Raw genomic sequence first — 23,157 nt, forward strand, 5'->3', positions numbered from 1 at the left:
GGCGGCGTCGGGCGAATCGGCGTGTGCGCCGGGAAACGGCGTGGCGGAGCACCGCAGCCGAACAGGGTCACGTATCAGGAGGTGCATGTGTCACGAGCAATCCATGTATTCCGCACCCCCGAACGTTTCGTCGCCGGAACTGTCGGTGAGCCGGGCGACCGCGCGTTCTACCTGCAGGCGGTGGAGGAACCCCGGGTGGTGAGCGTGCTGCTGGAGAAGCAGCAGGTGAAGGTCCTCGCCGACCGGATGGGTCTACTGCTGGACGAGGTGGCGCGCCGGTTCGGTGCCGAGGTGCCGCCGCAGGCCGATCAGGTCAACGACAACGACCCGCTGGTCACCCCGATCGACGCCGAGTTCCGGGTCGGGACGATGGGGCTGGGCTGGGATGCCGATGCGGGCGCCGTGGTGGTGGAGTTGCTGGCCATCACCGAAACCGAGGTGGACGAATCGGTGGTCCTCGACGACACCGACGAGGGTCCGGATGCGGTGCGGGTGTTCCTCACCCCGGACCAGGCGCGGGAGTTCGCGTTGCGGTCCACCCGGGTGATCGCGGCCGGGCGGCCGCCGTGCCCGCTGTGCGGGGAGCCGCTGTCGGCGCGCGGGCATATGTGTGTGCGCACCAACGGGTACAAGCGCGGTGAACTGTTCGGCGCGAACGATCTGGAGGAATGAGCGTGCCCGATACCGGGGACGCGCTGTCCACCGGTGAACTGACGGTACTGGGCCGGGTGAGTGTCGCCAGTAACGTGACCCTGGTGTGCGACCTCGCCGTCGGCGACGGAACCGAACGGGTGGTGTACAAGCCGGTCCGGGGGGAGCAGCCGCTGTGGGATTTCCCCGACGGCACGCTGGCGGGCCGCGAGGTGGCGTCGTATCTGATCTGTTCGGCGCTGGGCTGGCCGGTGATCCCGGAGACGGTGCTGCGGGACGGGCCCTACGGGCCGGGGATGGTGCAGCGCTGGATCACCGGCCGCGATCCCGGCGAACCCGGCAGTACCCGCCTGGATCTGGTGGATCTGTGCCCGGTGGGCCTGGTCCCGGACGGTTACCGCGAGATCCTGCGGGCCTACGACGGCGCCGGGGACGAGGTGTCGCTGGTGCACGCCGACGATCCGCGGCTGCAGCGGATGGCGGTGCTGGATGTGCTGTTGAACAATGCCGACCGCAAGGGCGGTCACGCGCTGGAGGGCGTGGACGGCGGCGTGTACGGCGTGGACCACGGGATCTGTTTGCATCAGGAGAACAAACTGCGCACCGTGTTGTGGGGGTGGGCCGGGGAGCCGGTCCCGGCGGATCTGCTCGCCGATATCGCGACCTTCACCGACACCCTGCCCGGGGAACTCGCCGACCGGCTGGCCGAGCATCTCACCGACCCGGAGATCGACGCCCTGCTGCGCCGCGCGAAACGGTTGCTCGACGACCCGGTGATGCCGTTACCGGTGACCTCGCGACCCATTCCGTGGCCGGCGTTCTGATCGCCGCACCCGCGGGTCATCGGATGATTCGCTCGGCCTGAGGGCAACGGTTGTGCTCTCCGCACCGACGGCTCCGTGCAGGTCAGCGGACCGCCGTCGGCCGCGGTAGGGGGCGGGACGGCGGGGTGGGCGGCGCCCGGCCGCCGCCGACCTCTACTCTCGGAGGTATGCAGTCCTGGTCCGACACCCCGATTCCCGCGGTCCCCGGAGCAGGGCCACCACTCCGTTTGCACGACACCGCCGACGCCTGTATCCGCCCGGTGACCCCGGGCACGACGGCGACCATGTACGTCTGCGGGATCACCCCCTACGACGCCACCCATCTCGGGCATGCCGCCACCTACCTGACCTTCGATCTGGTGAACCGGTTGCTGCGCGACAACGGCCACGATGTGCACTACGTGCAGAACGTCACCGACGTCGACGATCCGCTGTTCGAGCGGGCCGCCCGCGACGGCGTGGACTGGCGGGATCTGGGCACCGGCGAGATCGAACTGTTCCGCGCCGATATGGCGGCCCTGCGGGTGCTGCCGCCGCGCGACTACGTGGGCGCGATCGAATCGGTCGACGAGGTGATCGAGCTGGTCCGCAAACTGCAGGCCGCGGGTGCCGCCTACACCGTCGACGACCCCGAGTTCCCGGATATCTACTTCCGCACCGACGCCACCGACCAGTTCGGCTACGAATCGGGCTACGACCGTGACACCATGGCCCGGTTGTTCGCCGAACGCGGCGGCGATCCGGACCGCGCCGGTAAACGCGATCCGCTCGACGCCCTGCTGTGGCGGGCCGAACGCCCGGGTGAGCCGTCATGGCCGGCGCCGTTCGGTGCGGGCCGCCCCGGCTGGCATATCGAATGCGCGGCGATCGCGGTGAACCGGCTCGGCACCGAATTCGATATCCAGGGCGGCGGCAGCGATCTGATCTACCCGCATCACGAGTACTCCGCAGCACATGGGGAGGCGCTGGTGGCGGGCCGCCGGTTCGCCCGCCACTACGTGCACACCGGTATGATCGGCCTGGACGGGGAGAAGATGTCGAAGTCCAAGGGCAACCTGGTGCTGGTGTCGAAGCTTCGGGCCGCCGGCGTGGATCCCGCCGCGATCCGCCTGGGTCTGTTCGCGGGCCACTATCGTGCCGACCGCATGTGGACCGACGATGTGCTCACCGACGCGCAGGCGCGGCTGGACCGCTGGCGGCAGGCGGTGGCCGCCCCGGCAGCCCCCGCGGCCGCCGATACGGTCGCCCGGCTGCGCACCCACCTCGCCGACGACCTGGACACTCCCCGGGCGCTGGCCGCGGTCGATGCCTGGGCCCGCGACACCCTCGACTACGGCGGTGCGGATACCGGTGCGGGCGCGGAGATCGTCACCGCGGTCGACGCGCTGCTGGGCGTGCGGTTGCGCTGAGTTCCGGCGTTGTCCACGGGGCACGGCTCCGCTGCCGTCGCCTGCCCTGCGTCGGAGGTGAGGAGCCGAGGACTCTACGGGTGCTGCCGGTTTCGGGCCTGACCGATACAGACAGTGTTCATGGGTGTGGACGGGAGGCCGGCGCGGTGGTGCCGCGCTCCCATCTCCGGTCCTGACCGCTCATACCCTTCGGGCGCAGACCTTTTCGCGGTCCGGTGCGCAGTGAACCCTCACAAGTACCGGCCGGTCTGCTTCGGCCATACGGTACTGTTCGATGCTCGAGATCCTCACCCGTTCCCCGACCAGATCGGCGCCGTATGTCTCGTATCGTCAGTAAGGACAACTATTTCGACACCGGCCTGGAGGTCCTGTCCGACCTCGGCTTCCGGCATCTGAACATCGGCGTGCTGTGCCGCCGGCTGGGCGTGACCAGCGGCTCCTTCTACCATCATTTCGGCAGCTGGCAATCGTATGTGGATGCGCTGCTGGAACATTGGGAGAACCGGCAGGTGGTGATCCTGCGGTCGCTGCATTTCGATCCGTCCACCCCGGACGCGGCGATCCGGGCGCTGTCGGACCTGACGCTGGGCCTGCACCATCGGGCGGAGGCGGCGATCCGGGCGTGGGCGGCGAACGACGAATCGGTGGCCGTGGCGCTCAAACGGGTCGACGAATCCCGACGGCGCACCGTGCGGCGAACGATCTCGGGTGTGGTGGGCGACGAGGAGATCGCCGCGGTGGACACCGAACTGGGTATGGCCATGCTGATCGGATACCAGCAGATGGTAGCGGCCGGCCAGCAGGTGAGCCTGGAACAGCTACTCGGCGAATACGCCCGCCTCGTCTACTCCCACACCCGGCCCCCCGCCACAAACACCTGAGCCACACACCGCCTCTCACGTCCCCACATCCGGTCCTCATGGGCGGGGCCCGCCCCTGGTCTGGAGCGACAGAGCGGGGGAGCGAAGCGGAGGAGCGGCGGAGTGAAGACCAGGGGCTCAGGGGGCCCCGCCCTCGAGCCGCGGAGCGGCTCCAAAAATACAGCCCGCCCCCTTCGCGGATGGTCTACCTCGGGACCCGCGTCGACTTCGACCTCATCCTGTGAGACGCGGAAGCTTCGAATTCTCAGTACTGCAGTGTCCGCAACCGGCACAAGGAAAGGCCCGAACCGCTGCCGACGGTCAAACCGCCCGACGGGGCTGCCCGGCACGCCGGATGACGCTCATTTCAAAACAAGCAGCGCCGCGCGTTCGAGCCGATCGGCGATATCCGCATACGACTCGTAACCCATCCCGGCGCGCACCAGCGCCCCCGCGTACAACAGTTCCAGCGACTCCACCGTTTCGGGGTCGGCTTCCGGTTCCAGTGCCCGGGTGAGGCGGTGGCGGATCTCCACTCCGATCCGGGTGCGCAGATGCTGGACGTCCGGGTCGCGGCCCAGCAGGGCGCTGGTCACCGCGCCCGACAATTCCTGTTCGTCGGCCACCAGCAGCGCGATGCCGCGGAGTTCGGCCAGTACCCGCACGGTGGGGTCGGCGTCCTCGCTGACCGGGGTTTCCGAGGTACGCAGTCGCCGCCAGAAGATCTCCGCGACCAGATGCTCCTTCGAGGAGAAGTAGGTGTAGGCGGTGGCGGTGCCCACGCCCGCGGCGCCGGCGACCATCCGGATGGTGAGTCCGGCGAAACCTTCCCGGGCCAGCACCTCCATGGCCGCTCTGGTGAGCTTGTCGACAGTGTCCGCCTGCTTTCCGCTCAGCCGGCGCCGGGTGGCCTCGAGAATTCTGGAATCGCCTTCGGACATGTGTCTAGATAGTAGTGTCGGTACGGTGCCGGATCAACCGACGCCCAGCCCACGGGGCCGGGTAGTGTCGATCACCGCCCTCCCAGACGTGATTTCCGGAAGAGAGACCACACCGCCCATGAGTGCCCCAGCCCCCGCCGCACCGCTGACCGACGAGCAGTTGTTCGATCATGCCCGCCGCGCCACCGGTTTCATGCCGGAAGAGGAGGGCCGGGCCCTGCACGCCGCCGCGGTGCGGTACTGCCGGGGCGGGGTGATCACCGAAATCGGCACGTACTGCGGAAAATCGGCCATCCTGCTGGGCGCCGCCGCACGCGCGAAGGGCGGGGTCGTGTTCACCGTCGACCACCACCACGGCTCCGAGGAACACCAGCCCGGCTGGGAATACCACGACACCACCCTCGTCGACCCGGTCACCGGCCTGTTCGACACACTGCCGAGGTTCCGGCACACCATCGACACCGCGGGGCTGAGCGATACCGTGCTCGCGATCGTCGGCGCCTCCGCGCGTGTCGCGGCGACCTGGCGTACCCCGATCGAATTCCTGTTCATCGACGGCGGGCACACCGAGGAAGCCGCCGACCGCGACTACCGCGGCTGGGCGAAATGGGTGGTTCCCGGCGGCGGCCTGGCCATCCACGATGTATTCCCCGACCCCGCCGACGGCGGGCAAGCGCCCTACGGCATCTACCGCCGCGCCCTCGACAGCGGCGAGTTCCGCGAGGTCTCGGCCACCAGCTCGCTCCGCATCCTCGAGCGGATCACATCATCCGCCGAGATATCGGCGGGCTGATTCCCTGCGGGTAGCGACAGGCTGCCCGCAGAGCTCATCCCGGCCGCGTCGTCGCCCACCGAGCATGCTCGCACGGAAACCGGCCGCGTCAATCGAGGCAGAACTCGTTGCCTTCGGGGTCGGTCATCACGATGAAACCGCTTTCCATCGGCGGGGCCGGTTCGAAGCGCCGCACCCTGGCCGCTCCCAGCGCGACCAGCCGTTCGCATTCGGTCTCCAGCGCCGCCATCCGCTCGTCGCCCTGCAGACCGGGGGCCGCCCGCACATCGAGGTGCACCCGGTTCTTGGCGACCTTGTCCTCCGGCACCTGCTGAAAGAACACCCGCGGACCCTTGCCGTCCGGGTCCTCGATCGCCGACCGGGTGTTGCGCTGCTCCGGCGGCACCCCGAGCCCGGCGAGGAATTCGTCCCAGGCGGCCAGCGGATCGGCGCCCGCGGGCAGGTCCACTCCCGGCGGGCCGGGATGGACGTAGCCCAGGACATCGCGCCAGAAGGTCGACAGAGCCCGTGGGTCGCGGGCGTCGAAGGTGATCTGGATATCGCGGCTCATCGCGTTTCTCCGTTCGTGGCGGGGTGCATGTGCAGGTAGAGGTCGCGCAGCAGACAGACTTCGGACAGATGGTGGATCAGTTCGCGGTGAATATGTAGCACCAGGTCGGCTATGGGCGCGTCCGGATAAGGCTCCTTCGGGCCGACGGGGACAGCGAGCGCGGCGTTGTCGAGACCGCGCACCCCGTCCAGCCAGGTCTCCAACTGGGTTTCGAGCTGATCGAGTGCCGTCCGCGCGTCGCCGGCGTATTCCCAGGTTTCGTACGATGCGGCGGGCGCGCCGAAATGTGCCGCGTTGCGCGCGGCGAGCACGCCGACGATGACATGGCCGAGCCGCCAGGCGATGGTGGTGAACGGTGCGGGCACCGGCTCCGGGAATCCGAAGTCGATCGTGAAGTCCCCGGCTCCGGCCTGGATCGGCGCGGACGAGGTACCCCGCGGCCACACGCTCCAGGCGTGCGGCACCGGCGACCAGAAATACTCGTCGTCGGTGAGGCCCTGGAGCCGGTCGCGTATCTGGTGCGTCCAGTGGAACTCGATCTGCTCACGCAGGGCCCGGTTCCAGTCGAGTGTCTCGGTGTCCATAACGCCAGCTTCGCACCCATGGCGGACAGGATCGGTCCGCTATCGCTGGAAAACTGGGATGCGTGGCAGACGACGAACGGAGTACGACCGAGCGGGTGCTCATCCTGCTCGGCCTGTTGCAGCAGCGGCGAGTGTGGACCGGCCCCGAACTCGCCGAGCGCCTGCGGGTCACGCCCCGCACGATCCGGCGCGATATCGAACGGCTGCGCACACTCGGCTACCCCGTATACGCCGGTCAAGGCGTCGGCGGCGGCTACCGGCTCGGACCGGGCCAGGACCTGCCGCCGCTACTGCTCGACGACGAGGAAGCGATCGCCACCGCGGTATCGCTGCTCGTGGGCGCGGGCGGCGCGAGCACCGGCGATGCCGCCTTACGGGCGCTCACCAAGATCGACCGGGTGCTACCCACCCGGCTGCGGCAGGAGGTACGTACGCTGGCCGGCTCGGTGGAGTCCTTCGGTACCGGCCGCCCGCCGGTCGACGCCGAAGCCCTGATGGCGCTCGCCCGGGCCTGTCGCGACGAGGTCGAGGTGGGTTTCGACTATCCCTCCGCGGGCCGGGTGGAACGCCGGCGGGTCGAACCGTATCGCCTGGTCGCCTCGGACCGGCGCTGGTATCTGCTGGCCTACGATCTCGACCGCGACGATTGGCGCACCTTCCGCGTCGACCGGATGACCGCGGTGACCGCCCGCACCTGGCGGTTCCGCCCGCGAGCCGCCCCCGACGCCGCGACCTACGTACAGGAGGGCGTGACGAGCCGGGCCTACCCGCACCGCGCGCGGTTCCTCGTCCACGCGCCCGCCGAAACCGTCCGCGACCAGGTCCCGGCCGCCGCGGCCGTGGTACGGCCACGCGGCAGCGACCGCTGCGAACTACTCAGCGGTGCCGCCGATCTCGATCGAGTGCTCGCACACGTACTGCTCCTCGGCCACGAATTCGAGGTACTCGACCCGCCGGAACTGGCGGCCCGCTGCCATACCTTGGCCCAGCGACTCGGCCGGGCCGGGGCAACGAATGCGGGATCGCCGGAACCGGACTCGGATCGGTAACCGGGATGGGTATCGCCGTGTTCCGTTCCGGCGGCCCGCCGCGTGAGCGAACGGCCGCGCATACTTGCGCCCGGCCGAAAGAGTCGATCGTGACGGCCGCCTTCCACCGGCTGCCGCGAACCGGCCCTCGGTGCCGCTGTGGCGGCCTGTGCCGGCTCGTCACGCACAGGGGCGGCGGGGATCCCCGGCCCGGGTTCGGTAGCCCGGCTCGGCCGTGAATCCCCGCCGCGTCGGCGTCCTCGGCCGAGTGCGGTGCCGCCTTCTCAATCGGCGCGGTAGTCGGGCGCGCGCCCGGCCGCGTACTTCCGGGCCCACGTGTAGTCGGGTTTTCCACTCGGCGAACGGGTTACCGCCTCGGTGACCCAGATCGCCCGCGGCACCTTGTACCCGGCGAGATGACCGCGGACATGGGCCTGCAGGCCGGGTAGATCCAGCGCCCCACCCGCTCCGGCCGACAGACTTACCACGGCGGCCACCTGCTGACCCCAGCGCGGATGCTCGACCCCGATCACGGTCGCGTCGTAGACGGCGGGATGGGCTTTCACCACACCCTCCACCTCTTCGGCGAACACCTTCTCCCCGCCGGTGTTGATGACCATATTGCCGCGGCCGATCAGGCTGATCGTGCCGTCGTCCTCCAGGATCGCCCGGTCGTCGGTGATGACGATCCGCTGCCCGTCGACCGTTTTGAACAGTTTCGCGGTTTTGGCCTCGTCCTTGTAGTAGCCCAGCGGCACGGCCCCGGTTTTGGCCAGCCAGCCCTCGTCCCCGGGCTGTACGGGCCGGCCGTCGTCGTCGACGACCACCGCGCCGCGGCCGATCGAGACGCGCGGTTTACGGGACGGGTTGTCGTCGCGCTGGGCGAAACCGATTCCGCCGAAACCGGTTTCGGAGGAGCCGATGGAATCGGAGACGAACAGGTTCGGGATGAGGTCCAGTAGATCGTTCTTCGTCGTCTGGGTGAGCAGCGCGGCCCCGGAGGCGATCATGAACAGGCCCGTGGTGTCGGCCGGGCGGGCCCGGTAGGAGTCGATGAGCGGGCGGGCCATGGCGTCGCCGGTGATCACCATGACCCCGGGGTGTTCGGCGGCCACCGTCTGCCACACGATATCCGGGTCGAACCGGGGTTCGAAGATCACGCAGTTCCCCGACCACAGCGCGATGAACGTGGGCATCATCGCGGCCAGGTGCATGAGCGGCGGCAGGATCAGCCAGGTGGAGGGTTCCCCGGCCGCGCCGGTGCGTGACTGCTGGTATTCGTCGGTGACGGGTTCGTTGCTGTAGAAGTCGATGCCGCCGCCGAGAACCCGCCACATGTCCTCCTGCCGCCACAACACGCCTTTGGGCATTCCGGTGGTGCCGCCGGTGTACATGATGAACCGGTCGTCGGGGGTGCGGGTGACGTCGGGCCGCGTCGCGGGTGCGGCAGCGGTGACGTCGGCCAGGCAGTCCACGCCGTCGTCCACAGGGGTGCGGTCGTCGGCCGCGCACAGCAGGTACTTCAACCGCGGCGACTTCTGTGCTGCCGCGCGCACCGCGTCCCCGTAGCAGGCGTGATAGACGAGGTGTTCGAGGTCGGCGTTGTCGTAGAGGTAGGCGAGTTCCTCCGGCCCGTACCGGAAGTTGATGTTCACCGGGGCCGCCGCCAGTTTGAAACAGGCGATCAGCGTTTGCATGGTGTCGATGCTGTTGTGCATCTGGAACCCGACATGGGTTCCGCGTCCGACGCCCACCGACGCGAGATGGTGGGCCAGCCGGTTGGCCCGCTCGTCCAGTTCGCGGTAGGTGATGCGCCGGCCCTGTTCGATCAGGGCGATCCGGTCGGGCATGGCGTCGACGGAGTGTTCGAACAGGTCGGCGAAATTATTGGCCATATCAATCCTGCGGTGCTGGCGGAACCTCCCGGGCCGGGAGGATCAGAGAACGGTGAGGGGCAGCGGTATACCGCGATCGGCGAAGCGGAAATCGACCCCGGTGCTGAACCGGGTGATCGCCACCTCCGGGGCCTCGGCGAACGGTTCGGCGGCCGCGCTGATCTCGGCGGTCCAGCCGTCGGGGCCGCTGTCGCCGACCCGGCTGTGGAACCGTGGATTCACGCCCCGCACCAGCGAATCCAGCGGTCCGAGATGATCGGGGTCGATCATCGACGGCCAGGCGCGGTCGGTGAGCGCGCCGCTGGTGCCGGGGAACCGGACCCGCACGGTATCGATGCCGGGCTCGACTTCGACATCGGTGTAGTGCAGGGGGTTGAGCGCCGGATGGATGCGCAGCACCTGCGCGAGCGCGGCCAGATCGTCGCCGAGCCCCAGGCAGGCGCGGATCCGCTCGGAGGCGACCCCGGCGATCCCGGTGAACTGTTTGCGGCCGATCTCCAGCGCCGAATCGTCGTCGGTGCGTTCGTGGACGGCGATCATGAAGCCGAGTACCAGCAGATGCTGCTGCAGGCACACCTCCTCGGCGATGCGCACGAGCGCGGAATGGGAGAAATCCGGGAACCGCAGATCGCTGAGCAGGGGCCCGCTGTAGTCGCCGCGACCCTCGTCGGCGGGGTCGATCGCCGCGAGCGGTAGCCGGGCGGCCACCGATTCCGCGACCAGTGGCGCATTGCGCGGAACCTCCGGCGGGATATGCGATTCGTCGATGACCACCGTCCACGCGCACACCGGATGCCGGTCGGCGGGCCGGCGCGGCGGCCGGTGGATCGGCCGGACCTGGGCGTACTTGTTGGTCGCCAGCGCGGTGGCATCGAAGGTGGGGTCCTCGATGTCGTGGCACATCGCCTTCACATAGGGTTCGCCCATCGGCTCCACATCCGCGAGTGCCCCGCAGTGGTCGAGCCAGAACTCGCCGTGGCGGGAATCGTCGACCCGGAACCGGAAATCCATGAACTGCGGTGGCGCCCCGATATCGAGCTGCAGGCCCTTGAAGATGGTGACGATATCGTCGCCGGTGTAACCGAGGGCCTGCTGCATCCGGCGGGTATAGACCGGGCTGGACAGCTGCCATTCCTCGATCGCGACTTCGGCCATCCCCTCCCGGCCGAAGGCGGAGATACAGTGCGCCATCCCGGATCGGTCGATGAGCTGCCCGCACAACAGCAGCTCGGGCACCAGCGCCGCCAGCGCCTCCCGGCTCAGCGCGTGGAACCTGCTCGTGGGCACGGTCATCGGGGTCACCACAGGGAGGCCGGCGCGGTGCCGATCTTGTACCAGCCGGGCAGTCGGGAGGCGGTGGATTTCGCGATCCGCTGGTTCATCGGCTCCGACATCGCCTTGTTCGTCATCATCTCCAGGAACAGCGCCGAGACATTGCCGAAATCGAAGAAGTCGCGCTGCCACGACCACTGGTAGTCGCCGCCGTAACGGAACCAGCTGCCGCCGATCCCGTTCACGGTGTACAGGCTGCCGTCGGGGCGGGGTGTGGTGGTGTACTGCTGCTTCCAGAACCCGATGCAATCACCGCTGCGCTCGTCGATGACGAATTGCTGATACGGGTACTCCCAGCCCTGCAGGCCCTCCATCTCCTGCCCGAGCGCCAGTTCGCGGATCTCGTCGCGGCCCACCGCCATGAACTCGTCCTTCGGGCCGTAGTTCCAGCCGTAGGTGGCGTCGGCGGTGTACATCTCGGCCAGCGGCTTCCAGTCACCCAGTTTCTCGCAGCGCTCGTTCTCGGCCACCCAGCGGCGCACCATCTCGTCGAGTTCGGCGCGATCGAAACCTGTCATCGGTGTTGTTCCCTTTCGAAAAGAACCTGTGGGGCTGTGTCAGTCGGTGGTGGTGTCGAGCAGCAACGCCTGCGTCGGGCAATAGCGCACGGCGTTCTCGACATCGGCCTTGTGCTCCGGCCCTGGATTCGGGTCGAGGATTTCCACCTGACCGCGTTTGGGGACGGAGAAGATGTCCGGTGCTTCGGCGGCGCAGACGGCGTGCCCCTGGCACAGGTCCATATCGGCCACGATTTTCATGGTGTGCGCTCCCTCGGCGTCGGTGATTCCGAGAACGAGTTCTTCCCGATCCGCGGAGGGCCGATCCGCCGGGAAGACACATTGCTGGACATGTGTCTGGACGCTACCACCGTCGGATGTGTCCGACAACGATTCAGCGATTTTCTCAGAGTCGGAGCCCGGCCCGGGGTGATTTGCGAATGCCGCTCCGGCGGCGAGTCCGCTGATCCTGGATGATGTCAACAAGAACATGTTCTTGCGTGGCGGAGAGTGTCCGAATTATATTCCGTACACCTGTCCAGACACTTTCGCCGGACCGTTGCGGCGCCGAAGGAGCAGCATGACCGATCCCACGACCCAGCCCGCGGCGAACGACCCCGGCGCGCAGCCCACGGTGCGGGAGCGGGGACTGGCCAAGATGGCGGAAGTCTACGGATGGGAATTCCAGGACGGCCCCGGCGACCATTTCGCCGTCACCGCCGACCATCTGTTCGCCGATATCTGGTCCCGCCCGGGTCTGTCGCTGCGGGATCGGCGGCTGCTGTTGCTCGGCGCGCTCACCGCGCAGGGCCTGTTCGATGTCGCCGGTATCCAGGTCGGCGCCGCGCTGAAGAACGGCGAACTCGACGAAACCGCACTGCGCGAGATCTCCCTGTTCCTGTGCCACTACGTGGGCTGGCCCGCCGGCACGTCGCTGGACCACGTGATCGGCGCCCAGCTCGACCAGCACGCCAAGGCCGCGAAGAAAGCCGCCCGCAACGGTCAGTGACCACCTTCCGCCGGGACGCCGCCGCGGCCCGATCCACCCCACGACAGACAAGGCTCAGGTATGCGTTTCGGCATCGTTCTGTTCACCAGTGATCGCGGGATCAGCCCCGCCGCCGCCGCCCGCGCGGCCGAGGACCACGGATTCTCCTCGTTCTACGTCCCCGAACACACCCATATCCCGGTGAAACGCGAAGCCGCGCATCCCCAGACCGGTGACGCCACGCTGCCCGACGACCGCTATATGCGCACCCTCGACCCGTGGGTTTCGCTGGCGATGGCCGCCGCCGTCACCGAACGGATCGAACTCGCCACCGCGGTCGCGCTGCCGGTCGAACACGACCCCATCACCCTGGCCAAGACCATCGCCTCGCTCGACCACCTCTCCGGCGGCCGGGTCACCCTCGGTGCCGGTTTCGGCTGGAATACCGACGAGCTCGCCGACCACGGCATCCCCGGTAACAGGCGCCGCACCGCGCTGCGCGAATACCTGGCGGCGATGCGCGCCCTGTGGAGTGAGGACGAGGCGTCCTACGAGGGCGATTTCGTGAAGTTCGGGCCCAGCTGGGCGTGGCCGAAACCGGTCGACCGCACGGTCCCGGTGCTGATCGGCGCGGCCGGTACCGAACGCACCTGTGCGTGGATCGCCGCGCACGCCGACGGCTGGATCACCACCCCCGGCGAGACCGATATCTCCGGCCGGCTGGCGACCCTGAAGAAAGCCTGGGCCGACGCGGGCCGCGAGGGCGCCCCGCGGGTGGTCGCGCTGGATTTCAAACCCGACGCCGACCGGCTCGCCGCCTGGGCCGCCGACGGGGTCACCGATGTGCTCTACGGGTTGCCGGACAAGCCGGAACCGGAGGTGCGTGCCTACCTCGAACGGCTGGCTGGCAAACTGCGGGACATGAATTCGATCACCCGTGAGGTCAGCTAGCCGTGCGAATTGCCTTGTTGTCCTACCGCAGCAAGCCTCATTGCGGTGGGCAGGGGGTCTATGTGCGCCGGCTCAGTGCCGGGCTGGCCGAACTCGGCCACCAGGTGGAGGTGTTCTCCGGCCAGCCCTACCCGGCCGACCTCGACCCGCGCGTGACCCTGACCGAGGTGCCCAGCCTGGACCTCTACCGTGAGGACGATCCGTTCCGCACGCCCAGGCCCGGCGAGATCCGCGACCGGATCGACCTGCTCGAACTGGCCACCATGTGGACCGCCGGCTTCCCCGAGCCCCGCACGTTCAGCCTGCGCGCCGCCCGGTTGCTGCGCGACCGGGTACACGATTTCGACGTCGTGCACGACAACCAGTGCCTGGGTAGCGGACTGCTCGATATCGCGCGGCGGCTGCCGCTGGTCGCGACCGTGCACCACCCCATCACCAAGGACCGGGAGGTCGATCTGGCGGCCGCGATCTGGCGGCGCAAACCGCTGGTGCGCCGCTGGTACGGGTTCCTCGGAATGCAGCAGCGCATCGCCCGGCAGATTCCCGATCTGCTCACCGTGTCCACCTCGTCGGCGACCGATATCGCCGACGATTTCGGTGTCGACCCCGCACAGCTGAAAGTGGTGCCCCTCGGTGTGGACACCGAGCTGTTCGCGCCGCGCGGGCCCCGGGTGCCCGGCCGGATCGTGGCGGTCGCCAGCGCCGACAAGCCGCTCAAGGGCATCTCGCATCTGCTGCAGGCGCTCACCCGGCTGCGGGTGACCCACAAGGTGGAACTGCAGCTGGTCGCGAAACTGGAACCGAACGGGCCCACCGAGAAGCAGATCGCCGAACTGGGGCTCTCCGATATCGTCACCGTCCGCCCCGGCCTGACCGATACCGAACTCGCCGAACTGCTCGCCTCCGCGGAGATCGCCTGCATCCCCTCCTTGTACGAGGGGTTCTCGCTGCCCGCCGTGGAAGCGATGGCCTCGGGCACTCCGCTCGTGGTCAGCCGCACCGGCGCCCTGCCGGAAGTGGTCGGCGAACCGGGCGTCTGCGCCGAACTCACCGAACCCGGCGACTCCGCCGCGCTGACCCGCGTGATCGGGCGGCTGCTCGATTCCCCGCAGACCCGGCAGCGTATGCAGGCCGCCGGCCGTGATCGCGCCGTCTCGGTGTTCAGCTGGGAGTCGGTGGCCGCGCAGACCGTGCAGGTGTATCAGAACGCGATCGACCGGCACGCGGGCCGGCCGGCGGGCGCATCTGCCCAGCTCACCACCACAGGAGGCGCCTCGTGCTGACCGTCGACTTCGATCGCGCCGGAATCGGTCCGGGAACCCGGGTCATCGATGTGGGGTGCGGCGCCGGCCGGCATTCGTTCGAGGCCTACCGGCGCGGCGCCGATGTGGTCGCCTTCGATCAGGACGCCCCCGAACTCGCCAATGTCGCCACCATGTTCGAGGCCATGGCGCAGGCCGGCGAGGCCCCGGCCGGTGCGAAAGCCGAAACCGTCGAGGGCAACGCGCTCGACCTGCCCTACGGTGCGGGCGAATTCGATGTCGTGATCGCCTCCGAAATACTGGAACACGTCCCCGGCGACGACGCCGCCATCGCCGAACTCGTGCGGGTGCTGCGCCCGGGCGGGCAGCTGGTGGTCACCGTTCCGCGCTGGCTGCCCGAACGGGTGTGCTGGGCGCTGTCGGACGAATACCACGCCAACGAGGGTGGCCATATCCGCATCTACAAGGCGGACGAGCTGCGGGACAAGATCACCGCCCATGGGCTGCGGCACACCCACCGCACCCATGTGCACGCCCTGCACTCGCCGTACTGGTGGATCAAATGCGCGGTCGGGGTGCACAAACCCGACCACCCGCTGGTGCGCGCCTATCATCGGATGCTGGTGTGGGACATGATGAAACAGCCACTGCTCACCCGGACGGCCGAGAAGGCACTCGATCCGCTGATCGGTAAGAGCGTGGCCCTGTACTTCAGCAAACCGGCGGTGACCCGTGCCGCCGGTTGATCTACCGTCGGTACCTTCGGTCCTCACCCGCCGTCAGTGTCTGCAGACCGCACAATCCATTGCCGCCGACCAGGAATCCTCCGGTGCTATCCCGTGGTTCGCCGGCGGCCACACCGACCCGTGGGATCACGTGGAATCCGCGATGGCGCTCACCGTCGCGGGGCTGCGCGACGAAGCCGTCGCCGCCTACACCTGGTCGGCCCGCACCCAGCGGCCCGACGGGTCGTGGCCGATGCAGTTCCGCGACGGTGAGATCGAGAACGCCGCCACCGATGTCAACTTCTGCGCCTATATCGCCACCGGCCTCTGGCACTACCTCGCCGTCACCGGTGACACCGCGTTCGCGTCGGAAATGTGGCCGGTGGTCCGGGCGGCGATCGACCTCGTCGTCGACTGCCAGGGCGAGCAGGGTCAGATCTACTGGCTGCGCGACGGCACCGCCATCCTGCCCGAAGCGCTGGTAACCGGTTCGGCCAGCATGTACCACAGTCTCGGCGCCGCACTGGAATTGGCGCGCCGCCTGGGCGACCCGCATCCGGAGTGGGAAGTGGCCCGCACCCGGCTCGGCACCGCGCTGCGTGAGCATCCGGAGTTGTTCACCGCCAAGGACCGGTACTCGATGGACTGGTATTATCCGGTGCTCGGCGGTGCCCTGCGCGGCTCCGCCGGCCACGCCCGGATCGCCGAACGCTGGGACACCTTCGTGGTCGGCAATATCGGTATCCGCTGCGTCGCCGACCGCCCCTGGGTCACCGGCGCGGAAACCTGTGAACTGGTGCTGTCCCTGGACGCCCTCGGCGACCGCGACCGCGCCCATCAGTTGTTCGCCAATATGCAGCATCTCCGGGAAACCGACGGCTCCTACTGGACGGGGTTGGTGTACGCCGACGGGAAACGCTGGCCGGTGGAACGCACCACCTGGACCGGCGCCGCGGTGATCCTGGCGGCCGACGCCCTCTCCCGCACCACCCGCGGTAACGGTATCTTCCGCGACCTCGCCGCCGACGCCGTCCCCGCCCAGCCGGTACCTCTGCCGGTCAGCAGCGGGTAACACGCACGTCGGTCGTACGCACCTGCTGCGCAGGACCGGGCTCCTGCGAGGCGCCCCCTGTCGTCGGGTCATGCGGTGAACCACGCAACAGTTGGGAGCGAAATATTGTGTCCGACAATCGAAGTACCCACGGCGACGAGCGGATGCTCATCGAGTACGCGCTCGACCGCAACCGCGAAGCGCTCATTGCGACTGTCCGCGGTCTGTCGGAGGCCGATGCCCGCCGGCGGCTTGTTGCGTCGCTGACCACGCCCATCTCCTTGATCAAGCACGCCGCCGCCGCGGAACGGATCTGGTTCCAACGATTCTGGGCAGGTCTGGACGCCGCCGAATGCGACGGCTACTCGAACCGGGACGAAGGCACCTTCGCCGTCGGCGACGACGAGACAGTGAATGAGGTGATCGCCGAATTCGAGCGTGCCAGTGAACGTTCGCGGGATATCGCGTCTCGTTTCGATCTCGACGAGACCAAGGACAACCCCCGCGAAGGAACGGTGAGCATGCGATGGACCCTGCTCGCCATGATCGAAGAGTTCGCCAGGCACGCGGGCCACGGCGATATCCTCCGCGAACAGATCGATCGGCCGATACCCCGGGAGCCGAACCGGTGACCCTTGCGTCCGTCGACGCGAACAAGTGCGTACGCGGAGGGACGTTCGCTGGACGCGACGCCGGAGATCTTTCCTCGCCGTGGCGAGGATCGAGCCCGCCGATATCGGCTTCGCCGACCCATCGTTCCGATTCGTCGGCGACCTCAGCGGGCGAACCCGCGAGGACGGGACCGCGGCCGCCGATCCCGAGCGAGGTGGCGAGGTCGTGCGTGGTCCAGGCGAGGGCGGCCGGACCGCCTACGGCGCCGAACAGAGTGACAGAATGCCCGGGGCCGTCTCATCTCGAACCGCGAACGGAGCCTAATGGTCACGAGCACACCTGACGCCCGGACCATCGTGTCCACGGAACCGGAATCGTTCGCATGGACGGTTTTGACCCGCCGGCACCCTGCCATCCTCGACCAGGTCGGCGCGGCACATCCTTATCCTCCCGAGATCCGGCGCCGCCTGGACGATCTGCGTGAGCAGATCACCGGAATCGTGCAGCCCCTGCCCGACGGCAGTGCCGGGAAACCGCGGTGGGACCGATGGGGGGAGGGAATGTACGGCCTGCGGTGGCTGGATATCCCCTTTCTCTGGGCCGAGAGCTACTTCTATCACTTGCTGCTGGACGCGGTCGGCTACTTCGGACCCGGTCCGTGGCAGGGAATCGATCCGTTCACCCGCAAGAGCACCGAGCTCGCGGATTCCGCGCTGGATGCCGAGCTGGGCCCGGCATCCGAACGACTCGCCGGATCACCCGAGCAACGCACCCCTGCCCTCCTCCACGCCGCATTGTGGGGTAACCGAGCCGATCTGGGCTTCCGTTTGTCCGGATCGAGTGCCGCGGCACACGAGGCACCCGGCAGTATCCTCGACGATCACACCGCCGCGGTGGCCGAGCACCTCAACGCCCACTCGGCAGGCAGTATCACCGTGATCGCGGACAATGCCGGTCGTGAACTGATCCCCGACCTGCTCCTGATCGATCACCTGCTGCGGCTGCATCCGGCACTCACCGTCGAACTGCACCTCAAACCGCGGCCCTACTACGTTTCCGACGCCACCACGGCCGACTTGCTGGCCACCGTCGAACGCCTCGCGGGCATTCCCGGAGAAGCGCGCACCGCGGCCGCGCGGCTCCACGCCGCGCTGACGACCGGACGGCTGCGGGTGCGGGCGCACGAGTTCTACTGTGCGCCGTTGTCGTTCCATCATCTGCCCGGCGATCTGCGTGCCGATCTCGCCTGGGCCGACACCGTGATCCTCAAAGGAGACCTCAACTACCGGCGCCTCGTCGGCGACCGGCAGTGGCCCGCCACCACATCGTTCGCCGCACTCACCGAGTACTTCCCCACCCGGGTGATCGCACTGCGGACTCTCAAATGCGATGTCGCCGTCGGACTCGACGCCCGCACGGTCGCCGGACTCGACGACTCGGAACCGGGTTGGCGGACCAGCGGATCTCATGGCGTGGTGCAGATGCACGACCCGGTCCCGCGCTGATTGCGCCGGAACTGAACGGTGTCACCAGGATTCGCTGTACCGCTGCGGCGAATGCGCCCCGGGGCGGACGTCGGGCACCAGGACGGTGGTGTGCCACCGGTCCTCTTCCCACAACTGCTCCGGCATTCCCGTGTGCAGCCGGCGCTCGAATGGCGTGGCCAGTGCGATCACCAAGGTGGTGCGTTCGACCAGACGGCGCCGTGCCCAGGTCATCGGACCCGAAACTTCTAGCACACCGGGGCCGGGACCGAGAGTCACCGGGAGGTTCACCGCCAGCGGTTCGGAGGTCCATGTGGTGGGATAGTCGTAATACCGGGCGACGTAGGTGCGCGGTGCGTTTTCGGTGCCGAACGTGAGCGCGGACAGTGCCCATTCGACGCTGGGGAGGCCGAAGAGGTCCCAGAACTGCGCGGACAACCAGGAATGGATCGGCAGCGCGATCGTCCGGTCGTTCCGGGCGAGCGGCGGGGAATCGATGTCGAGCAGAGTGATTTCGGTGTCTTGCCGGTGGATCCTGGAGTTCGCCCGATCGGTCATCGAGCAGAGCGGGATACGTCGGTGGTGTGGCCGTAGGGGACCGCATCGAGCAGCGTGACCTCGATCTCGGTGCCGTTGGGCACCCGGTAGCTGCGTTGTTCGCCGCGGCGGGCGCCGGTGAGGGCGGCGCCGAGGGGTGAATCGGGGGAGTAGACCTCGAGGTGGCCGTGTTCGGCGTCGCGGCTGCCGAGAAGGAAGGTTTCGGTGTCGTCGGTGCCGCTGTAGCGGATGGTGAGCACCATGCCGGGTTCGGCGATGCCGTCGTCCGGTGGGTCTTCCCCGAAGACGGCGGTGCTCAGCAGGTTCCGGATATGTGCGATGCGGGCCTTGCGCTGATGGTGGGCGGCCAGCCGGTCCTGGGGGTCGGCGGCGTCGGTGTCGCCGGTGTTCTCGGCGGCCAGGAGCCCGGCCAGTTCGGCCTCGAGTTGTTCGCGGGCGTGCGTTGTCAGCCAGATGGGCGCACTGCTGGTCATATCAGTCCTACGGGGTTCGACAGAAAAAGTGGGTGCCGGCCGTCGGGGCGGCGGAGGGAGGGGAGCCGCCCCGACGGCACAACTCCGTGGAGCCGGGTTCTGACGACACCGGCTCCACGGATCGGGGAAATGGCCTGCGGCTCAGCCGGGTGCCGGGTTGGCCACCCGGCATTGTGCTCGTTCGCGGTCGAGCCGACTCGTTACGCGCGCCATGCTCACCTCCACGTCGAACGATGCGCTGTTACAGCCATGATGACGCGGCTGCGAGCGGTATGCATGTCCGTATGCCACAGTTTCGGACCGGCTGGTTGTTCGTTTTCTACAGCGTGCGGGTCACGAATCGCCGAAGGCCGCCAGGTCGATCGTCATCGCCAGGCGGGTGCGGGCATCGTCCAGCTCGAGTACGGCGACCTCGCGCATCTTGCGCAGCCGGTTGCGTACGGTGTTCGGGTGGACACCGAGCTGGATGGCGGCCTCGGACAGGTCGCCTTGGGCGTCGAGCCACGCACGCAGCGTCGCGACATACGCCGTGGCGTGCGCGTGGTCGTATCGGCGCAGCTCCGCGACCGGGCCACGGGCCGGGATCCGGCCGGTTCGCGCGGCGGCGCGCAAACGCTGCAGCAGGATCTCGCCCCAGGATTCGTCGTACGCGGGGGTCGCGGCCTCTGCCGATCCCTGTTCGTGCAGCGCCAGGCATTCGTCGGCCTCCTGCCGGGAGGCGGGCAGGTCGGTGGCCGAGGCCGGTCCGCCGATTCCGGCCGACATCGTCACGCGGGCGGGTAGCGCCGCCCGCAACGCCCGCACCCAGTCCCGGGCCGCCCGGACCTGTTCGCCGGGCAGGATCGTGTACACAGTGTTGTCCGACAGCGTGCTGCGGCCCGGGCGTGACCAGCCGAAACCGAACGTGGCCTGTTCGAAGGCGAGCAGGAGTCCGGCATGCCGTTCCGCGGCGATCTGGGCGCGCACCGCGACCACCCGCAACGGTTGCGGCGCCAACCCGAGCCGGCCGGCCACGGTCGCGGCATCGGGGCTGCCCTCCAGCAGCCGGATCACCAGTTCGGACTCCACCTGGCGTTCCAGGTCCGCGCTGGCCCGCGACCGCAGCAGATGCAGTGCCACCGTCCGGGCGCCGTCGGCCAGCGCCGTCCGCCGGGCGCGCGGCAGCGGTGCGGTGCAGGCCACCCATACGGAACCGAGTAGTTCCCGGCCCACCCGGACGGCGATCACCATCCGCCCGTCGAGGCCGTGCCCGGGGTCGGGTTCGACGAACAGCGGCTCGTCGGACCTCAGCAGGTGCGCGTGGACGCCGCGTGATTCGAAGAAGTCGCGCAGACCGGGAGGTTGCTGCCGGTGCAGAACGGTTTCCGAAAGAGCCCGGTCCGCACCGCGCCGCAGGGTGGAGTGGGCCATGACGCGCGACAGCGGGTCCTCGATGGTCACCGCTGCGTCGACGGCATCGGCGAGACTGTCCGCCAGCGCGAAAAGGTCCGTCGGACCACGCCCGGACGCGGTTTCCCGGCCCTCCAGGACGAGCCCGTACACCACGCCCGCGAGCTGGCTCCACGACACCGCGGGATCGACCACCAGCACCGCGACCCCACCGCCGGGCCCGATCGCGGCCGTCTCCCGTTCGGCGTCGGCGCCCCCGCGCACCAGCACGGCGACCGCTTTCGCCGCCCGCGCACCGGTGACCGCGTCGCTCACGGTCGCGGCGCCGACGGCGAGAAAGATATCGCCGGTCGCCTCGTCGGCACCGGTCGCGTCGTGCATCGCGACGCTGCGGATCATGGTCGCCCGCGATACCGGGCAGCAGCGCAACCGCACCCCGTACCCGCCGAGCACGTTGACGAGATGATCCAACCGCACCATGAACGACTCCTGTCCATCCTGGATCCGCCACCGTAACCGGTGTCGCGGTGTGGTCGGTGCGGCCGGTTGCCGGCGAATCGCGTGCCGGGCCGTCAGCCGATCATCACCGCGCGCCGGACCGTTTCCCGGAGCAGGGCGCGGCGTCGGTCGTGTGCTTCCGGCGGCTCTCCGGCCTCCGCCGCATAGACGTTGCTGACCGGCGACCAGGCCATCGACATGGCGATGACCAGCGCCATCACATCGAACGGGTCGCCCGCGCAGACGATTCCCTGCGCCTGGGCCTCGGCAATGACACGGAGTTTGTGGTCGTCGAGGCGTTCGGCGTCGTCGACGAGATGGCCTGCCGGACGGCGCTCCAAGCGCGCCCAGGTGGCCAGCCGGATGAGGTCGGGGCGGCGGAGGTATTCGTCGTACAACCGCACGGCCCAGTCCGCGAGATCGCCCGCATCGATGGGCACGACGTTCACGATCCGCTCCAGCGAACCGGTGAAGATGGCGTCGAACAGGCCTTCCTTACTGCCGAAATAGCCGTAGAGCTGGGCTTTGTTCGTGCGCGCGTCCGCCACGATTCGTTCGATACGGGCGCCGGCGATACCGTGCGCGGCGAATTCCCGGGTCGCCGCGTCGAGAATGCGCTCGCGGGTGGCGGCGCCGCGGGCGGTCAGCGGCCGATCGGTCATGGCATCCAACTTACAACAGAACAGTCTGTTTACTGATCGGCAGATCGCGGCTACTGTCAATAGACAGAACAGTCTGTTTAAGGAGTGGGTGTGCGAACTACGATCGGATGGCGTGCCGGCGGCGATGCGACGCTACAGCGGGCAACGATCCCGCGCCGCGAGCTACGTGCGGACGATCTCGCGGTGCGGGTGGACTACTGCGGCGTCTGCCACAGCGACCTCCAGGCCGTCCGTGCTCATCAGGGCGCGCGGGATCATGTGCTGGTACCGGGGCACGAATTCACCGGTGTGGTAACCGAAGTCGGTGGCGACGTCACCGGATTCGATGTGGGCGATGCGGTCGCCGTCGGCAATATCGTCGACTCCTGCGGGATCTGCGCCATGTGCCGGGCCGGGCAGGAGAACTTCTGCCACGAATTCCCCACGCTGACCTACGGCGGCACCGACCGGCGTGACGGGTCGGCCACCTCGGGGGCGTACTCCCGCGAATACCTCGTCCGCGACCGCTTCGCCTACCACCTTCCCGAAGGTCTCGATCCCGCCGGTGCCGCGCCCCTGCTGTGCGCCGGGATCACCGTCTGGGAGCCGTTGCGGGCGCTCGGCGTCGGCCCCGGTGATCGCGTCGCGGTGGTCGGTCTGGGCGGCCTGGGACATCTCGCGGTCAAGCTGTCGGTCGCGCTGGGGGCCGAAACCACTGTGGTCAGCAGATCCCGGGACAAGGCCGCCGATGCCCGCCGGCTGGGCGCGCACGAATTCCTGGTCTCCGGTGATACTGCCGGAATGAGTGCCGGCAGGGACCGGTTCGATGTCGTCATCGATACGATTTCGGCTCCCCACGACCTCGAGCCCTATCTGAAACTGGTCGGGCTGGACGGAACTCTCAGCCAGGTCGGGTACTTGGGCCCGGTCACCGTGCAGACCACCGATCTGCTCATCGGTCGTAAGAAACTCGGCTCGGCCGGGAGCGGCGGCCGCCCCGCCACCGCGGCACTGTTGGACTTCTGCGCCCGCCACGACATCACCGCCGATATCGAAGTCCTGCCCTCGGCACGCGTGAACGAGGCCTTCGCCCGGCTCGAACGCAACGACGTCCGCTACCGTTTCGTACTCGACCTGTCGGACCTGGACTGAACGGACCGG

The 23,157-nt window shown here is 68.6% G+C and carries 25 protein-coding genes; 14 read left to right on the top strand and 11 right to left on the bottom strand.

Going from position 1 to position 23,157, the window contains the following annotated elements; translation table 11 throughout:
- Window positions 1-87: 87 nt before the first annotated feature.
- From ACQEVO_RS11010 to ACQEVO_RS11025, 4 genes are all read left to right on the top strand, one after another.
- The gene (locus ACQEVO_RS11010; protein ID WP_432911772.1) at window positions 88-672 is read left to right on the top strand and encodes a DUF3090 domain-containing protein; all 585 of its coding nucleotides are present in this window, start codon (window positions 88-90) and stop codon (window positions 670-672) included.
- On the top strand, window positions 669-1,475 hold the full coding sequence (locus tag ACQEVO_RS11015; protein ID WP_432911774.1) for an SCO1664 family protein: 807 nt from the start codon (window positions 669-671) through the stop codon (window positions 1,473-1,475). Before ACQEVO_RS11010 ends, ACQEVO_RS11015 begins: the two co-directional genes overlap by 4 nt.
- Before the next feature lie 167 nt (window positions 1,476-1,642).
- Window positions 1,643-2,884, top strand: coding sequence for a cysteine--1-D-myo-inosityl 2-amino-2-deoxy-alpha-D-glucopyranoside ligase (mshC, locus tag ACQEVO_RS11020; protein ID WP_432911777.1), 1,242 nt, complete (start codon window positions 1,643-1,645; stop codon window positions 2,882-2,884).
- Between the two features lie 317 nt (window positions 2,885-3,201).
- Window positions 3,202-3,765 carry a TetR/AcrR family transcriptional regulator gene (locus ACQEVO_RS11025; RefSeq protein WP_432911779.1) on the top strand — a complete coding sequence of 188 codons (564 nt, stop codon included), beginning with the start codon at window positions 3,202-3,204 and terminating at the stop codon, window positions 3,763-3,765.
- Window positions 3,766-4,106: 341 nt separating this feature from the next.
- Here ACQEVO_RS11025 and ACQEVO_RS11030 read toward each other — a convergent pair whose 3' ends face one another.
- Window positions 4,107-4,685 carry a TetR/AcrR family transcriptional regulator gene (locus ACQEVO_RS11030; protein WP_432911780.1) on the bottom strand — a complete coding sequence of 193 codons (579 nt, stop codon included), beginning with the start codon at window positions 4,683-4,685 and terminating at the stop codon, window positions 4,107-4,109.
- 118 nt (window positions 4,686-4,803) lie between these two features.
- Between ACQEVO_RS11030 and ACQEVO_RS11035 the strand changes: the two genes are divergently transcribed.
- Entirely contained in the window at window positions 4,804-5,478 is a 675-nt protein-coding gene (locus tag ACQEVO_RS11035) for a class I SAM-dependent methyltransferase (RefSeq protein ID WP_432911782.1), read from the top strand.
- An 88-nt stretch (window positions 5,479-5,566) separates the two neighbouring features.
- On the opposite strand, the gene ACQEVO_RS11040 is transcribed toward ACQEVO_RS11035, so the two are convergent.
- Both ACQEVO_RS11040 and ACQEVO_RS11045 read right to left on the bottom strand, forming a co-directional pair.
- Window positions 5,567-6,028, bottom strand: coding sequence for a VOC family protein (locus ACQEVO_RS11040; protein WP_432911784.1), 462 nt, complete (start codon window positions 6,026-6,028; stop codon window positions 5,567-5,569).
- A complete protein-coding gene (locus tag ACQEVO_RS11045; RefSeq protein WP_432911786.1) occupies window positions 6,025-6,612 on the bottom strand; it encodes a DinB family protein in 588 nt (195 codons plus the stop codon). Before ACQEVO_RS11045 ends, ACQEVO_RS11040 begins: the two co-directional genes overlap by 4 nt.
- Before the next feature lie 62 nt (window positions 6,613-6,674).
- Here ACQEVO_RS11045 and ACQEVO_RS11050 point away from each other — a divergent pair, with 62 nt between their 5' ends.
- Window positions 6,675-7,661 carry a helix-turn-helix transcriptional regulator gene (locus ACQEVO_RS11050; protein ID WP_432911789.1) on the top strand — a complete coding sequence of 329 codons (987 nt, stop codon included), beginning with the start codon at window positions 6,675-6,677 and terminating at the stop codon, window positions 7,659-7,661.
- A 263-nt stretch (window positions 7,662-7,924) separates the two neighbouring features.
- On the opposite strand, the gene ACQEVO_RS11055 is transcribed toward ACQEVO_RS11050, so the two are convergent.
- Genes ACQEVO_RS11055 through ACQEVO_RS11070 form a run of 4 tightly spaced genes read right to left on the bottom strand, consistent with a single transcriptional unit; the run spans window position 7,925 to window position 11,625 of the window.
- Window positions 7,925-9,535, bottom strand: a complete 1,611-nt coding sequence (locus ACQEVO_RS11055) for an acyl-CoA synthetase (protein ID WP_432911792.1) — start codon at window positions 9,533-9,535, stop codon at window positions 7,925-7,927.
- A 42-nt stretch (window positions 9,536-9,577) separates the two neighbouring features.
- The gene (locus ACQEVO_RS11060) at window positions 9,578-10,828 is read right to left on the bottom strand and encodes a hypothetical protein (protein WP_432911794.1); all 1,251 of its coding nucleotides are present in this window, start codon (window positions 10,826-10,828) and stop codon (window positions 9,578-9,580) included.
- 5 nt (window positions 10,829-10,833) lie between these two features.
- Complete coding sequence (locus ACQEVO_RS11065; RefSeq protein WP_432911797.1) at window positions 10,834-11,385, bottom strand: nuclear transport factor 2 family protein; 552 nt, start codon at window positions 11,383-11,385, stop codon at window positions 10,834-10,836.
- A gap of 39 nt (window positions 11,386-11,424) precedes the next feature.
- Entirely contained in the window at window positions 11,425-11,625 is a 201-nt protein-coding gene (locus ACQEVO_RS11070; protein ID WP_432922561.1) for a ferredoxin, read from the bottom strand.
- Window positions 11,626-11,944: 319 nt separating this feature from the next.
- Here ACQEVO_RS11070 and ACQEVO_RS11075 point away from each other — a divergent pair, with 319 nt between their 5' ends.
- From ACQEVO_RS11075 to ACQEVO_RS11105, 7 genes are all read left to right on the top strand, one after another.
- Complete coding sequence (locus ACQEVO_RS11075; protein ID WP_432911800.1) at window positions 11,945-12,373, top strand: carboxymuconolactone decarboxylase family protein; 429 nt, start codon at window positions 11,945-11,947, stop codon at window positions 12,371-12,373.
- 60 nt (window positions 12,374-12,433) lie between these two features.
- Window positions 12,434-13,303 carry an LLM class F420-dependent oxidoreductase gene (locus ACQEVO_RS11080; protein WP_432911803.1) on the top strand — a complete coding sequence of 290 codons (870 nt, stop codon included), beginning with the start codon at window positions 12,434-12,436 and terminating at the stop codon, window positions 13,301-13,303.
- A 2-nt stretch (window positions 13,304-13,305) separates the two neighbouring features.
- Window positions 13,306-14,586, top strand: a complete 1,281-nt coding sequence (locus ACQEVO_RS11085; RefSeq protein ID WP_432911806.1) for a glycosyltransferase family 4 protein — start codon at window positions 13,306-13,308, stop codon at window positions 14,584-14,586.
- Window positions 14,580-15,311 (top strand): methyltransferase domain-containing protein, encoded by a 732-nt coding sequence (locus ACQEVO_RS11090; protein WP_432911808.1) that lies wholly within the window; start codon window positions 14,580-14,582, stop codon window positions 15,309-15,311. The genes ACQEVO_RS11085 and ACQEVO_RS11090 overlap by 7 nt, the downstream gene beginning before the upstream one ends.
- Window positions 15,298-16,362 carry a prenyltransferase gene (locus ACQEVO_RS11095; protein ID WP_432911811.1) on the top strand — a complete coding sequence of 355 codons (1,065 nt, stop codon included), beginning with the start codon at window positions 15,298-15,300 and terminating at the stop codon, window positions 16,360-16,362. Before ACQEVO_RS11090 ends, ACQEVO_RS11095 begins: the two co-directional genes overlap by 14 nt.
- Window positions 16,363-16,505: 143 nt before the next feature.
- On the top strand, window positions 16,506-16,973 hold the full coding sequence (locus ACQEVO_RS11100; RefSeq protein ID WP_432922564.1) for a DinB family protein: 468 nt from the start codon (window positions 16,506-16,508) through the stop codon (window positions 16,971-16,973).
- Between the two features lie 303 nt (window positions 16,974-17,276).
- Window positions 17,277-18,458, top strand: coding sequence for a damage-control phosphatase ARMT1 family protein (locus ACQEVO_RS11105; RefSeq protein WP_432911813.1), 1,182 nt, complete (start codon window positions 17,277-17,279; stop codon window positions 18,456-18,458).
- Window positions 18,459-18,479: 21 nt separating this feature from the next.
- Here the strand turns inward: ACQEVO_RS11105 and ACQEVO_RS11110 are convergent, their stop codons facing one another.
- The 4 genes from ACQEVO_RS11110 to ACQEVO_RS11125 all read right to left on the bottom strand — a co-directional run bounded on the left by ACQEVO_RS11110 (window position 18,480) and on the right by ACQEVO_RS11125 (window position 22,017).
- Window positions 18,480-18,995, bottom strand: a complete 516-nt coding sequence (locus tag ACQEVO_RS11110; protein ID WP_432911816.1) for a hypothetical protein — start codon at window positions 18,993-18,995, stop codon at window positions 18,480-18,482.
- On the bottom strand, window positions 18,992-19,468 hold the full coding sequence (locus ACQEVO_RS11115; RefSeq protein ID WP_432911818.1) for a GreA/GreB family elongation factor: 477 nt from the start codon (window positions 19,466-19,468) through the stop codon (window positions 18,992-18,994). The genes ACQEVO_RS11110 and ACQEVO_RS11115 overlap by 4 nt, the downstream gene beginning before the upstream one ends.
- 333 nt (window positions 19,469-19,801) lie before the next feature.
- Window positions 19,802-21,337, bottom strand: a complete 1,536-nt coding sequence (locus ACQEVO_RS11120; protein WP_432911821.1) for a PucR family transcriptional regulator — start codon at window positions 21,335-21,337, stop codon at window positions 19,802-19,804.
- Between the two features lie 92 nt (window positions 21,338-21,429).
- Window positions 21,430-22,017 (bottom strand): TetR family transcriptional regulator, encoded by a 588-nt coding sequence (locus ACQEVO_RS11125; protein ID WP_432911824.1) that lies wholly within the window; start codon window positions 22,015-22,017, stop codon window positions 21,430-21,432.
- Window positions 22,018-22,107: 90 nt separating this feature from the next.
- On the opposite strand from ACQEVO_RS11125, the gene ACQEVO_RS11130 reads away from it, so the two are divergent.
- On the top strand, window positions 22,108-23,148 hold the full coding sequence (locus ACQEVO_RS11130) for an NAD(P)-dependent alcohol dehydrogenase (RefSeq protein ID WP_432911827.1): 1,041 nt from the start codon (window positions 22,108-22,110) through the stop codon (window positions 23,146-23,148).
- The last annotated feature ends 9 nt before the right edge of the window (window positions 23,149-23,157 follow it).

The sequence above is a fragment of the Nocardia sp. CA-290969 genome, assembly GCF_050936135.1.
In the GTDB taxonomy this organism is placed as follows: Bacteria; Actinomycetota; Actinomycetes; order Mycobacteriales; family Mycobacteriaceae; genus Nocardia.